The 13,711-nt window shown below is 64.5% G+C and carries 10 protein-coding genes; all 10 read right to left on the bottom strand.

Features of this window, described 5'->3' with window-relative positions:
- Position 1: 1 nt before the first annotated feature.
- Genes VEW47_06465 through VEW47_06420 form a run of 10 tightly spaced genes read right to left on the bottom strand, consistent with a single transcriptional unit; the run spans position 2 to position 13,711 of the window.
- Positions 2-1,054: a glycosyltransferase gene (locus VEW47_06465; GenBank protein HYS04819.1), complete on the bottom strand. Its 1,053-nt coding sequence runs from the start codon at positions 1,052-1,054 to the stop codon at positions 2-4.
- Complete coding sequence (locus VEW47_06460) at positions 1,051-3,300, bottom strand: glycosyltransferase (protein ID HYS04818.1); 2,250 nt, start codon at positions 3,298-3,300, stop codon at positions 1,051-1,053. The genes VEW47_06465 and VEW47_06460 overlap by 4 nt, the downstream gene beginning before the upstream one ends.
- 21 nt (positions 3,301-3,321) lie before the next feature.
- The gene (locus VEW47_06455) at positions 3,322-3,480 is read right to left on the bottom strand and encodes a DUF5989 family protein (protein ID HYS04817.1); all 159 of its coding nucleotides are present in this window, start codon (positions 3,478-3,480) and stop codon (positions 3,322-3,324) included.
- Between the two features lie 48 nt (positions 3,481-3,528).
- Positions 3,529-5,265, bottom strand: coding sequence for a carbamoyltransferase (locus VEW47_06450; protein ID HYS04816.1), 1,737 nt, complete (start codon positions 5,263-5,265; stop codon positions 3,529-3,531).
- Positions 5,266-5,278: 13 nt separating this feature from the next.
- On the bottom strand, positions 5,279-6,718 hold the full coding sequence (locus VEW47_06445) for a glycosyltransferase family 39 protein (GenBank protein HYS04815.1): 1,440 nt from the start codon (positions 6,716-6,718) through the stop codon (positions 5,279-5,281).
- On the bottom strand, positions 6,708-7,859 hold the full coding sequence (locus VEW47_06440) for a glycosyltransferase (protein ID HYS04814.1): 1,152 nt from the start codon (positions 7,857-7,859) through the stop codon (positions 6,708-6,710). Before VEW47_06440 ends, VEW47_06445 begins: the two co-directional genes overlap by 11 nt.
- 2 nt (positions 7,860-7,861) lie before the next feature.
- The gene (locus VEW47_06435; protein ID HYS04813.1) at positions 7,862-9,352 is read right to left on the bottom strand and encodes a radical SAM protein; all 1,491 of its coding nucleotides are present in this window, start codon (positions 9,350-9,352) and stop codon (positions 7,862-7,864) included.
- Between the two features lie 17 nt (positions 9,353-9,369).
- Positions 9,370-10,503, bottom strand: a complete 1,134-nt coding sequence (locus tag VEW47_06430) for an NAD-dependent epimerase/dehydratase family protein (protein HYS04812.1) — start codon at positions 10,501-10,503, stop codon at positions 9,370-9,372.
- Positions 10,500-11,522, bottom strand: coding sequence for a glycosyltransferase family 2 protein (locus VEW47_06425; GenBank protein HYS04811.1), 1,023 nt, complete (start codon positions 11,520-11,522; stop codon positions 10,500-10,502). Before VEW47_06425 ends, VEW47_06430 begins: the two co-directional genes overlap by 4 nt.
- Positions 11,519-13,711 carry a polysaccharide biosynthesis tyrosine autokinase gene (locus VEW47_06420; GenBank protein ID HYS04810.1) on the bottom strand — a complete coding sequence of 731 codons (2,193 nt, stop codon included), beginning with the start codon at positions 13,709-13,711 and terminating at the stop codon, positions 11,519-11,521. The genes VEW47_06425 and VEW47_06420 overlap by 4 nt, the downstream gene beginning before the upstream one ends.

Below are 13,711 nucleotides of genomic sequence, written 5' to 3'. Positions count from 1 at the left end.
CTCAAGCGCTCCTCCCCTCGGGAGAAGCCTGGCAGAGGCGGCGCAGCACGCCCACCTGCGTCGCGGCGACCACCGCTCTGGACCGCTTCAGCACCGCCATGTCCGTCCTGAAGGTCTCCGGATCCTCCTTGATTCGCAGGACCGCAGCGACGATCGACTCCGTTGAATTGTCCACGTGCACCGTTCCACCGGAGAACACCTCCCGGAGCAGCGGCCAGTCGGATGTGATCAGCGGCTTACCGAGCGATACCGCCTCGTACCCGCCCCGCTGCATGGTGTGATCCTCCCGGGTCAGGACAAGGATCGCGTCGGCGCCCCGGAGTAGAGCCAGGTAGTCGGCGTCCGGGATGAACCCGGTCAGGTGAACGTTGGAGGGAACCCGGTCCCTGACCTTCCGGGGGGCATACGACGGATCTCCGGTGAAGGAGAACTGAACGCCGGGGAGACGCCGCGCGGCCTCCGCCACCGCCTCCACCGGCTCGTCCACCGAATACGTGCAGACGAAGACCACGTGGAACTCTCCGCGCCGGGTGCTTGCCCCCGCGGGATCGAGGTTCAGCGCCAGGTCTTGCACCATCTCCACCCTGCCTCCCCATGACCGCACCTCGGCGGCCATGTGGGAGTTGGTGACGATGGTGGCCTGGGCCCGCCGCGCGAGAAACCTCTGCAGGGGCAACGACCAGCTCCAGCGCGCGTGCTGGAAGGCCCCCGAATGGGCGTCCACGATGAACCGGCAACGCAGAAGCAACGAGCAGAGCCAGACGACCAGCGGGGCCACCACCGGAGGATTCGCGACCAGCACCCCGTCCGGCCGCTCGCGCAGGAGAATCCAGGCGGTCTTCAGCCCCTGGAGAACATACTTGAAGGGGGCCAGGTGCGGGACCTTGAACCTGAGGTAATGGACCAGGTACGACGGGGCCCCCAACTGCTCCGCCAGGGCGTCGCTCCTGCGGCAGTAGGGGTACCAGGTGATGAACACCCAGCGGCGGCTCGGCGCGACGTCGGCACCGGCGACTTGACCTCGGGCGCTCCCGAAGACCTGTGAGGCGCTCATGCACCCGACACGGGGCGGATGGGGGCGGGCATGTCGCGCCCGGCTCCCGTCGCATCGACGGCATCCGAAGGCGCGCCCTCGGTCGCGCTCAGGACCGGCCATCCCGCCACTTCAAGGTAGAGCGCTTCCAGCTTGCGCTCGACGATCGACATGCTGTAATCCCGCACGACCACGGTTCGATTTCTCTTTCCCTGGGCACGCACCAGGGCGGGAGAACACAGCAGCCGGTCCAGAGCGCTCGAGAGCGCCGGTCCATCTCCGGGGGGAATGAGAAGGCCCCCCTCCCCGTAGCCGAGCATTTCTGGAATTGCGCCCACGTCCGTCGCCACGACCCCCAGGCCTGCCGCCATTCCTTCGAGGAGGATGTTGGGCATGTTCTCGAAATAGGACGGGAGGACCAGGATGGCGCTCGCCCTGAGGAGATCCCACTTTTCCGGATGATCCACAGGACCCCGGCAGAACACGCGCTGCTCCTTCCCTTCCGGGTCGATCCCCTCGCGTCGAAGCCGTGCGTAGGTCTCCTCCGCGTTCTGGAGCCCCGCGAGAATCCAGCGGCTCTGGGGATGCTTCCGCGCGAGTTCCGGCAGGACCGAAAGGACATCCTCCAGCCCCTTGTCCCTGTTCAATTCCTCCCGCCCGGTGCCCAGAAAAAAAACCTGGTTGGGACGGATTTCCCCGCCGCTGCCCAGGCGAGCCGCCTCGTCTTCTCCAAGCCCGTTGGGCACCACGCGGATCCGTGCCTTCGGAGCGATGGTCGCCACGCGTTGCGCCCACGAGTTGGAGAGAACGGCGACCCGCCGGCAGCGCGACAGGGTCGAACGGATCCAGACCCGCAGCGGAAGGACGCTTCCCCGGTAGAAGGTCTCGAATCGACCGCTGTGAATCTGCAGTAGAACCGGGACCCCCGACAGCCTCGCCACCAGGGCGTACAGGGCGTTCTGGTGAAAATTGATGCCGCTGCTGGTCTTCACGTGAACGAGATCCAGAGGCTCTGTCTTCAGCTCTCTCCTGAAGCGACGGATCATTCCAGACTGATAGGCCAGCCTCGTCAGGAAGGACCGGGAGGGATCTGGAACGCGGTGCGTGTTGAACAACCGCATGGAGCTCCGGCGACCGAGGTCTCCCTGGAGGAGCTGGGCCACTCCCTTCTCCACGCCACCCCGGTAGGGCGGCTCGGGGAGGGGCCCCGCGAGGAGAACCTTGGGCAAACAGACAAGACTCCTCCTCGTGGCGGGCCATTCCTCCCCTTCCCACCAGAAAGAGTCGGCCGATCGCCGGGGCGCCAGGAGACCGATCAGGAGACAGGCGCCCTGAACCAGCCACTCCAGGACGTAATACGCCGCCCGAGGAAGACTGCGGCTGCGGAGGACGAAGATTGTGAAGGCGGTCAGGGAAAAGACGAGCCAGGCCAGGATCGGCCAGCCGATCCCCTCCCACGCCGCCCACAAGCAGAGGGCGCCGAGAATCAGGTGCAGGAGCGTGAGGAACACACGATCAAGCCCTCGGAAGGCCGCCCGAACCTCTCTGCGGGAAAGGAAGATCCTTGCCGCCTGTCCCCGTCCGATGAAGAAGCCGTGCTTGAAAGAGCGCAGGAGCCGTCTGACGCTCTCCCTCGGGACGGTCATATGCCGGATCATCGGCACCTGAAGGATCTCGATTCGATACCCGGCCGCCCGGATCCGCTGGGCGAGCTCCTCCTCTTCCTTGGCCCTCAGGAACGGATCGAAGGATCCTGCGTCCTCCAGGGCACGACGACGGTAGAGGGCGCAACCACCGTAACCGGGAGATGCAGAGGCGGAGGGATCGTCCGGTCCGCTGTAATACTCCTGCTCGGAGGGAACGAGAGCCTGCCCCGTGCGATAGAAATCGCGGCGGCGCCCCGCCACCACGCCCAGCGACGGGTTGGATTCCATCGCAGCAAGGGCGGCCGGGAGGAACTCGCGCTCGAGCTCACAGTCGCCGTCCAGGAAGAGAATGTAACGGGAATCGGTCCGGGTGGCTCCTAGACGCCTCATGGCGGACGGGCAGATGCGCGAGGACCTCCGGACCGAGAGGACGCGGCACCCCGATTCGATTCCGACCCGGGCGGTCGAATCTACGGAGGCCGAATCCACCAGCAGGATCTCGCCACCCCCCTGGACCGCCAGGGCCCGGCGGACGGCGGCGAGACACGTCCCCAGTATGGCTGCCTCGTTGCGGGCGATGACGACCACGCTGATCAGACTCTGGGACCGGGGGGGTTCCAACAGGGCCTCTCCGTGCCGGACCTAGAAGATCGTGTAGATGAACGGCGCCAGGGCCGAGCCGTGCGTCAGGACTATCAGAATTCCCAGCAGGGCGCAAAGAATGATGATAGGAGCGAGCCACCACTTCTTTCGAACCTTCAGGAAATCCCAGAACTCGGCGGCGAACTGGATCTTTTCCATGACAGAGTTCTTGAGGCTCATCTCTCCCTCGTTCTCTTCTTCGTCCCGCTAGTCGAGCTGGAACTCATCACGCCAGTCCTTCTCCTCCTTGAACGGAGGCTGGTCCTTCTTGTCCAGAAGATAGGGCCCTGCGACCAGGTAGTCCATGTGGGTTCTCATGAAGCACCGGTACGCGTCGTCCGGGGAACAGACGATCGGTTCTCCTCGGACGTTGAACGAGGTGTTGATGATCACCGGGACTCCCGTCCTCCTCTCGAATTCGCGGATCAGGTCGTAGTAGAGAGCGTTCTGCTTGCGATTGATGCTCTGGATCCGGGCGGAGTGGTCCACGTGGGTCACGGACGGGATGACACGCTTCCCCTCCCGGACCGGAGCCACGAGCAGCATGTAGGGGCTGGGCCGGTCGATCTCGAAATATTCGCCGATCTTCTCTTCCAGTACGGACGGGGCGAAGGGACGGAAGCTCTCCCGGAACTTGATCTTCAGATTGACGACGTCCTTGTTCTCCGGGTTCCGAGCGTCCGCCAGGATGCTCCGGCTGCCCAGGGCCCGGGGGCCGAATTCCATCCTCCCCTGAAACCAGCCGATGACGGTCTGCCCTTCGATGAGGGCCGCCACCTCCCGCACCAGATCGTCCCGTTCCAGGCGTCGATAGGGCGCGCCATAGCGCTCCAGTGCCTTCCGTATCTCTTCCTCGCTGTACTCCGGTCCGAGGTAGGCGTCCTCCATCGGGGTCATTCGCGGATGGCCCAGGAGGGAGTGGAAGATATAGGCCGCCACTCCAAGCGCGCCGCCCGCGTCCCCTGCGGCCGGCTGGATGAAGAGGTCCTTGAAGGGACCCTCCCGGAGAATCCGGCCGTTGGCGACGCAGTTCAGGGCGACGCCCCCCGCGAGACACAGGTTTTCCATTTTCGTCTCGCGGTGCAGCCAGGACGCCATCTTGAGCATGATCTCCTCGGTGACCTTCTGCACCGACGCGGCGATGTCCTTGTGCCTCTGGTCCAGCTTGGATTCGGGGTCGCGTGGAGGCCCTCCGAAGAGCGCCGAGAAGCGGCCGTTCACCATCCTGAGGCCGTGGTGGTAGGAGAAGAAGCGCATGTCCAGTTCGAAGCTTCCGTCATCCTTGATCTCGATGATCTGCCTCACCTGGTCCACGTAACGGGGAACACCATAGGGCGCCAGACCCATCACTTTGTATTCGGCGCTGTTCACCTTGAATCCCAGGTAGTAGGTGAACGCGCTGTAGAGGAGCCCCAGGGAATGAGGGAATCGAATCTCCTTGAAGAGATCGATCTCCCGATCCCGTCCCACGCCGTAGCTCGCCGTGGCCCATTCCCCCACGCCGTCCACGGTGAGAATGGCCGCTTCCTTGAACGGGCTCACGAGGAAGGCGCTGGCGGCATGCGAAAGGTGGTGCTCGGTGAACAGGACCTTCCCTTCGTACTTGAGCTCCTTCCGGATCAGTTGAGGGATCCAGAGCTTCTCCCTCAACCACACCGGCATCGCCTTGGAGAAGGAACGGAACCCTCGTGGAAATGTAGACAGATAGGTCGAGAGGAGCCGCTCGAACTTCAGGAACGGCTTGTCGTAGAACCCCACGTAGTCCAGATCCTTCGCTTCGATCTTCCCCGCCTTGAGACAGTACTGGATGGCCTGATGGGGGAACCCCTCATCGTGCTTCTTCCGTGTGAAGCGTTCCTCGGAGGCCGCTGCCACCAGGCGTCCATCCTGAATGAGGCAGGCGGCGGCGTCATGATAGAAACAGGAAATACCCAGAATGTTCACGCTTCCGCATCCTTCAGAATTGTTTCAGACACTCGTCCATCCTTTCCCGTGTCCGCTCCCTCAAGGCCCAGAAGGAGCCCGGCGATGCAGGCGCGTGCATGGGATCCTTGCGGAAAAGCCTCATGAGCAATGCGATGGGGCCCAGTCCGACCACGAACAGCAGGACGAGAAGAATGAACGTCTGAACCGTCGCAATCTTCTCCGCGATTCGCTTCCACCCCTGCCAGAGAGCCTTCAAAGACCCGCGTATCTCTCCCCATAACGAATTCTTGAGCGTCAAATCCACAACATAGGCTCCCAGGAGAATGAAGGCTGGATCCGCCGGGATCCGGTAACGCATCTGGGTGAAGAAGGGGGCGTAACAGGCCCCGAGCGTGATCGGCCACACGACAAGGAACGCGGACCCGGGAACCGCGCGCCACGCGACCAGCGCGCCGATCGCAGCGGCCAGCAGCAGGGCGCTGAATCCCGCAGCGTACAGAGCCCGCGAGGAATTCCCGACCAGTGAATTGTCCACCGCCATCCGCGGGTCTTTTTCGTGAAGCTTCTCCCGAAAGCTCCTGTCGGCGGACGCGAGCCGGTCGGGATAGGGATCCCAGAAGTGCAGGAACTCGGCCCAGACATAGCGCACTGTCCACCAGGGATTCCGGGCCAGGCCCGAGAGCTTGGACATCAGAAGGTTTTCGCCGCTTCCCTCCCACAGAGGAGGATCCACCCCGGGGGCGGCGGGGAGATGGAGACCGGGGCGCAGGACCAGGGCCCTGTAGTCTCCGCTCCTCTTCATCCCGTAGAGCCATGGCACCAGCACCAGAAGAGAGACGAACCCGACGACCGTCAAGGAGCGCACGCCGGCGGCCCGGGCTCTCTGCCCGTAGAGCATCCAGATTAACAGAAAGATGCCCAGGACCCATCCCCCCTCGAAGAGCATCGCGGAGAGGGCGACTCCGACTCCCGCCAGGACCAGTCGGACGGTCGGCTCGGCCTCCCCTGACTTGTCCCAGGGGAGGAGCGCCAGCACCCACCACACCAGGAAAGTCCCGAGGACCACGGGATACTCGATCCCGGTCAGGACCACGTGGACCGGAAAAGCGGCAGCCCCGAAGAGCGCCAGAAGCCCGGCGCGAACTCCGAACAGCCGTCGCCCCAGCGTCCAGACGCAGAGACAGGTGGCGGCTCCGAAAAGGGCCTGGATGATTCGCAGCGGCGTCAGACCTGGACCGAACATCCGGTAGCTTGCGGCCATCACCAGGGGGTAGAGCGGAAAACGGTAGTATCGGGCGTCGAAGTGCCCGGATTCGAGGAAGGCCCGGGCGGCGCGGTCATAGTCCAGAGAATCCTCGAAGTAGAATCCAGGCTGCTCGAGCAGCACAAATCCCACCCGGAGCGCCAGCGCCAGACCCAGGAGGGCGAGAACCCATTTCCACTCGCGTGGAGCGGGACGATCAGGCCGCATGCTCACGTCTTCCTTCCCACTCCCTCAGTCGTTCCAAAAGCTCGCGCCCGATCACCGCAGGGGAGGCCTTCTCCTGGAACCGCCTCCTGCCGGCGAGGGCCAGCCGCTCCGCCATCGCCCCGTCGTTCCGGAGGCGCAGGATGGCATCGGCGAGCGCCGCGGGGTCGCCGCGCCGGCAGAGCAGGCAGTCCACCCCGTCCGTCAGCAGCTCCCGGGCGGCGGGAGAGTCACCCGTGATCACGGGCTTCCCCGCTGCCAGGGCCTCGTAGACCTTGTTCGGAACCACGCGCGAAGCCTTCCCGGTCTCGCCGAAAATCCCCAGGCAGAGGTCGGACTCACGAATTGTTGCGGCCAGGCTCTCCGGGGACTCCGATCCCCGGAATTCCAGGGAGCGTACTCCCAGCCCGCCGGCCAGCGCCTCGACCTTGTCCCTCTCTTCTCCATCCCCAACCAGCAGGAATCGGCATGGGACGCCGTTCTCCTCCAGGAGTCTGGCCGCGCGCACCACGGTCTCGAGGCCGTGCAGGGGAATATACCGTCCGAAGTGAAGCACCGTGTAGGGACGCCCGTTGCGCGGAGACGCCGCTTCGGGGCGGAAGACCCGGTCATCGGCGCCGATCGGCAGCACCCAGAATTTCTCCGCGCGCAGAGCGAAGGTCTCGCGGAAAAACTCCACATGCGCCCGCGTGTCGAGGAGGACCCGGTCCGCGAGGCGGCAGGCGGTCCGATCCACCCAGGCCAGGAACTTCGCCTTCGGACCCTCCCGGGCGACCGCGCTCCGATCCAGAACCAGCGAGTCGTAGAGGCTCAGGAAGGCGTCGAAGATCAGCGGTACTCTCCGCAGGCGGCTGAGGACCCAGGCCGGGAACACATCGAAGTGGCCCGAGTAGCCCACGAACAGGAAGTCCGGCCGGGGCGATGTCAGAAAGCGCGCCGACAGGGACCCGTAGGCGCGCGCCCAGCGGAGGAGCAGGCCCGGCCTGAGCCACGCCGACCGGGCATGCCCCAGCTTCTGCGAGGTGTCTTTCCAGAGCGGGAAGTGACACTCCCGCACTTCCACCCCGCTGGCCCGCAATCCGGCCATCAGGATCCGGTTGCGCGGATAGTCGGAGTCGTACGTTCCCCAATAGCAGACGGTCATCTTCAGGCGTGCTCCAGGGTGCCGGATGGCGCTCCCCGGGTTTTCCTCCTCACGTTCCTGGAGAAGTAGGCGAGTCGACTGACGATGGAGAGGGTCCCGCGGAGGACGCGGCGGAACTCCCGGGCGCTCGTCAGTCTCAAGGCCGTGCGCAGGATGAAGCGCGGACGGAGATAGAACCGGCGGTACGCCTCCAGACGCGCCTTTTCCAGGTCCAGCCGGGTCAGGGTCTCGGTTTCCAGAACGATGTCCCGGGCCGCGTAGTCTTCCCAGGTGGCGGCCTTCAGATACCCCTTCCTCAGAGATTCCTCGTACATCTCGGTTCCGGGGTACGGTACGGCCGCCGCGAACTGCGCATTGTCGGGATCCAGGCGGACGGCGAAATCGATGGTCTCCTTCAGGGTCTCCTTCGTCTCCCCCGGCCCTCCCAGCATGAAGAAAGCCTGTGTCTTGATCCCGGCTTTCCGGGCGACCTGGAACGCCTTCTCGACCTGGGACAGCTGAATTCCCTTCTTGAGCCGCTTCAGGATTTCCTTCGAGCCCGATTCCACTCCCAGGTAGATGTTGTCGCAGCCGGCCTTGCGCATCTCCCTCAGGAGCTCCTCGTCCACCGTATCGACCCGGCCCATGGCGATCCAGTGAACCTTGAGCTCCCGCTCCTGGATGAGCCGGCAGATCCTGAGAAGCCGCTCGCGATCGATGGTCATGGTGTCGTCGTCGAAATAGATGTCGTCCACGCCGTAGTGCTTGACCAGATGCTCCATCTCGTCGACGACCGCCTCCGCCTTCCGGGCGCGGAAGTCCCGGCCTACCATCGTTCCCGGCCACAGGCAGAACGTGCAGCGGTGAGGACATCCGCGGCTGGAGAGCATGAAGGTTCCGTTCGTTCCCTGGTACTGGGCGGTCTGGTACTTTTCGATGGGAACGATGTCCCGGGCCGGATAGGGCCAGCTGTCGAGGTCGAAATCGAACGGCCGATCCGGCGTGACCTGGATCGAGGATCCCTCCCTGATGGTCAGGCCCGCGACCTGGGAGAGCGGCGTGCCGTTCTTCAGGGCGAGAGCGGTCTCCCGGATCGTGACTTCAAACTCGCCGCGGATGATGGCGTCCACCTCCGGGTGCTCTTCCAGAAGCACCCTGTGGAAATAGGTGGCGTGGGGACCCATCAAGGCCACGAAGGTCTGCGGCCGGAGCTCTTTGATCCTCCGCACCGAGGCCAGATCGTGGTCGATGGACGGCGTCGAGCATTCCATGGCGATGAAGTCGGGCGCCAGCCGGCTCACCTGGACGGCGTACTCCTCGATCCCGAGCTCGTCGCAGACTCCGTCCAGGAAGCTCGTTTCGACCCCGGCTTCACGCGCCAGCGCCACCGCGTAGGACAGGAAGATCGGATACTCCAGTTTCTTGTCCTTCCGCTTATGCGGCCATCGGACGGAGGCTCTCGCTCCGTACCCCTCGCCGGGCCAGGGTGGATTTGTCACCAGTGCTCTGAACATTGCTGTGTCTCCCCTCTTCAGCTTCCGATCACCAGCCCCCGGGAGACCAGCTCCGCGTTGGCCACATCGAACCGGTCCAGGGCCTCCTGGGTCCTGGCCCAATCAGCAAGATCGTCGAATCCCTTCTCCAGCGGCACCCTTGGCTCGTACCCGAGCCGGGTCCGGATTTGCGTGATGTCGGCGTAACAGTGTCGAATGTCCCCTTCCCGGAAGGTTCCCAGGATCTTCGGTCCCAGATCCCGATCCGGCGCCAGTCTCAGGGTCAGGCCGCGTACGAGCTCCCGCACCGAGGTCAGCGTTCCCGTCCCCACGTTGAGGGCCTGAAAATCGGCTTCGCTCTTCTCCATCGCCAGAAGGTTCGCCTGAACGATGTCGCTGACATGAACAAAGTCGCGCCCCTGTTCCCCATCCTCGAAAAGACACGGCGGCTTGCCGTTGAGCAGACGGCTGGAGACGATCGCCGCCACGCCGGTATACGGATTGGAGAGGGCCTGTCCCGCGCCGTAGACATTGAAGTAGCGCAGCGCCACGGCCGGTATTCCGTAGGATTTTCCCATGACCAGCACCGTCTCCTCCTGGCTCCGTTTCGTCACTCCGTATACCGAGGTGGGGCGGAGCGGTTTGGATTCGTCGGTGGGGAGTGGTGCCAGATCCCGACCGCAGGCCGGGCAGGCAGGCTCCCATTTTCCGGAAAGGAGCCGCTCCCGACCGCGCTGTTCCGGCGCCACCGGTCCGCAGGCGGTGCAGCGATATCGCCCCTCCCCGTAGATCGACATCGAGGAGGCGACGATCACCTTCTCGACCCGTGAGCCCGCCCGGGCGACCCTCTCCATCAGCATCGCCGTCCCCAGGCTGTTGACACGGGTGTAGCCGGCCGCTTCGTACATCGATTGCCCCACTCCTACCGCGGCGGCATGGTGGAAGATCACCTCCGCGCCATCCAGAGCGCGGTTCAGCGTCTCGGCGTCCAGCAGGTCCCCCCGGATGATCTCGACTCCGGGAGACTGAGGGCGGCTCGGGACGGCGCCGTGGACCTGGGGATCCATGACGTCCAGCACCCGCACACGATGACCCCGCTCGACAAGCGCCGATGCCAGGTGCGATCCGATGAATCCGGCTCCGCCGGTCAGGAGGATTCTTCTGGAGATCACGTCTCTCTCCCCGCCACCGCCGTCGGACGGGAGGTTTCCGGAGACTGTTCCTCGGCTCTCTCCCCTGAGATCCGGGGGCTTCCGAGCTCCATCCGGCGAATTCGATATTGGATGTCCTCCACCACTTGCCGATTCGCCGCGATGAGATCGCTGACGATTCCTATCAGGCCGAGCAGGAGCCCCATCGCCAGCAGGATGGCGCCGGTGAGCAGCGACTGGAGCTTGCCGACCGGTCCTTCCGAGGTCAGGAAGTAGTAGAGGAACCGCAGCAGCAGCACCGCTCCGACTCCACTCACCAGGACTCCCAGGTAGGAGAATACTTTCAGGGGCTCGTACATCGAGTAGATCCTGACCATGGTGCTGGCGGACCGCTTCAGGTAGAACCAGAGACCCGGGAAGAGACGGGACTCCCTCAGTTTCTCGTTGACCCTGACCTGGACGTGAGCCACCGTGAGATTCTTCTTGCCGGCCTGGATCAGGGTCTCCAGGGTGTAGGTGAATTTCGAAAAGACGTTGAGTCGCAGCGCCGCCTCCCGGCTGTAGGCCCGGAACCCGCTCGTGGAATCGAGAAGCTCGATCCCGGAGAGCCCCTGCATCACCCGGTCCCCAAGTCGGTGCAGAAGCTTCTTGATGACCGAGAAGTGCCGGATCCCCTGCACCTGGCGATCCCCCACGACCATGTCGGCCCTGCCTTCGAGGATCGGGCGCACCAGACTCTCGATGTCGCGGGCGTCGTATTGATTGTCGGCGTCCGTATTCACGATGATGTCGGCCCCCAGCTTCAGGCTCGTCTCGAGACCGGCCCGGAATGCTGCGGCCAGCCCCTGATGCCGGGGGAGCACCACGACATGGGCCACACCCATCCGCCGTGCGACCTCAAGGGTCCGGTCCGTGCTCCCATCGTCGATCACCAGCACTTCGACGGCGTCGACTCCGGGCAGCGCCCGGGGCAGGCCGGCGAGAGTGAGCGGGAGGGTGGTCTCCTCGTTCAGACAGGGGATCTGGATGACGACCTTCAAGCCTTCTTCCCCGCTCGGCCTTGCTGGACCTTCCCTTCTTCCTCGGTCCCGTAGCCGTAATAACGATGGTACGAATAGGCGTAGCGACCCGCCTCGAGGTCGACGCTGTTCAGGACCAGGCCCCGTATGTTGGCCTTCACCTCGTCCAGCTTTTCGCGCGCGTGCCGGACCATGTCCCGGGCCGCGGCGCCGGGCCGGTGGACCATGATGACCGCCTCCGACCGTGACGCCAGGATGAGGGTGTCGGGGACCGAGATGATCACGGGGGAGTCGATGACCACGGCGTCATAGTGACTTCTGAAGTGCTCGATCACCTCGCGCATCCGCTCCGACCCCAGCAACTCGGAGGGGTTGGCCGGAATTTCGTGACACAGGAGGACGTCCAGGTTCTCGACGAATGAGTGCTGAACGGCGTCCTCGGGACGGCAGGACTCCTTCAGGAGACGGACGATGCCTCCCGACCCCTTGCGCGCGAAGTAGCGATGCTGGGAAGGACGACGAAGATCGGCATCGATGAGCAGGACTTTCCGGCCGCTCTGGCTCATGACCACGGCAAGGTTGGCGGAGGTGGTGGACTTCCCCTCGCCGCCCACCGCGCTCGTGATCAGGATCGTCTTGGGAACGGGGCGTCCGGTCGAGAACAGGATCGAGGTCCGGAGGTTCCGATAGCATTCGGCGGGGTGGGACCGCGGCTCATCGATGGTGACGAGTCTGGCCTTCCCCTCGGCTTTCCCCACGCCTCGGCTGAGGGCGAAACCGGGGATCACGGTGAGGAGCGGCAGACGGAGGTAGCGGACCGCATCTTCGGGATCCTTGATTCGACGGTCCAGGTTTTCCGCGAGGCTGGCCAGACCCACCCCCAGGACCAGCCCCAGCAGGAGCGCCACTGTGAGATTCCTCACGGGCTGTGGCTCGATCGGAGACCGGGGGGGCTCGGCCCGGTCCAGGACCTTGACGGCGGTGGCCTTGATCTGGCTGGAGAGCTGCGCATCGTTGAGACGGCTGAGGAGGTCGTTGTAGGTCTGCCGGTTCAAATCAACCGTCTGCTTGCGGAAAGAGTACCCCACCGCAGTCCTCGAGAGCGTTCGGGCTTGCGCCTTGTGGGCATCCAGGGCCTGGGAGAGGGCCGACTCCTTCTGGGTCAGCGCGGTCACCTCGGCCTGGAGATCCGCGATCTGGGACTCCGTGACCTGCGGCGGCGCTTCGGGGCGTGCGGTCGGCTCCCCGAGGCTCTCGAGCTCCTTCGCGATCCTTGCAACCTTCTCCTTGAGGGTGATGATATCGGGATGTTCCTCGCCGTATCGCTGCGACAGATTCCGCAAGTCCACCTGCGCCTGGACGTAATCGGCTTCCAGGCTCTCCCGCAGTTTTCTCTGAATCTCGGCGTCCAGTGACTCGGCCGCCGAGCTGTGGCCTCGCGCCGAGCGTGTCGTCCGATTCTTCTTCATCGTGGCGAGCCGGGTCGATTTCTCCATCCGCTGGAACCGGGTGGTGAGGTACTCGTCGTTGAGCCGGCTCAGGTTGAACGTCGAGAATGGATCGGCGTCATCCGGCGCGACGATTTTCTCCTTGTCCTTGTAGACCCGAAGATCCTCCTCCGCCGCCGCCAGCTTGGTTCTCTGCTCGGCGAGCTTGGTGGTGAGCCAGGCGACCGCCTGGTTCGCCATGGACACCCTCGATTCCTCATTGCTGTCGGCGTACTCGTCGGCGATGGCATTGGCGATTCGAGCGACCCGGTCCGGAATTCCTCCTGTCACGAAGACGGTGATGAGCTGCGTGTCGTCCGCGGTCTGGACCCGGACCCGGCGCTGGAGCTCCGTGGCCGCGCCGGATGATTTCTCCTCCAGCCGCGCCGGATCCACCAGCCCGTAAAAGCCCTCCTTCATCAGCCGCTTGACCGCCTCCTGCAGCAGGCTTCGGCTGGTCAGGATGGCGGCCTGGGTCTTGAGGTAGTCCCTCTGACCGAAACGCTCGCCCGGGATCGGATCGGAGGTCAACAGGCGAGGGCTCTCCCGTCCCGCCAGGAGAGTCATCTTCGCTTCGTAGACCTTGGGTTGGAAGTAGGTACCGACTCCCACCGCCACGGTCAGCGCCGCGGTGAAGCCGATGACGAGCCACTTCCGTCTCCAGAGGACCTGGAGGTAGCCCTGGAAATCGAATTGCTGTTCCTGATGAACTTCGTCAGCCAT

This window comes from Candidatus Dormiibacterota bacterium (genome assembly GCA_035635555.1).
In the GTDB taxonomy this organism is placed as follows: Bacteria; Acidobacteriota; Polarisedimenticolia; order Gp22-AA2; family Gp22-AA2; genus Gp22-AA3.
Note: the sequence above shows the minus strand (reverse complement) of the source record. Positions and strands in the feature narration are given on the sequence as shown.

Coding starts and splice junctions, on each gene's coding strand:
- VEW47_06455 (HYS04817.1), bottom strand. CDS start 3,480: ATGGAAAAGATCCAGTTCGCCGCCGAGTTCTGGGATTTCCTGAAGGTT.
- VEW47_06435 (HYS04813.1), bottom strand. CDS start 9,352: ATGTTCAGAGCACTGGTGACAAATCCACCCTGGCCCGGCGAGGGGTAC.
- VEW47_06465 (HYS04819.1), bottom strand. CDS start 1,054: ATGAGCGCCTCACAGGTCTTCGGGAGCGCCCGAGGTCAAGTCGCCGGT.
- VEW47_06440 (HYS04814.1), bottom strand. CDS start 7,859: ATGACCGTCTGCTATTGGGGAACGTACGACTCCGACTATCCGCGCAAC.
- VEW47_06420 (HYS04810.1), bottom strand. CDS start 13,711: ATGGCTGACGAAGTTCATCAGGAACAGCAATTCGATTTCCAGGGCTAC.
- VEW47_06445 (HYS04815.1), bottom strand. CDS start 6,718: ATGCGGCCTGATCGTCCCGCTCCACGCGAGTGGAAATGGGTTCTCGCC.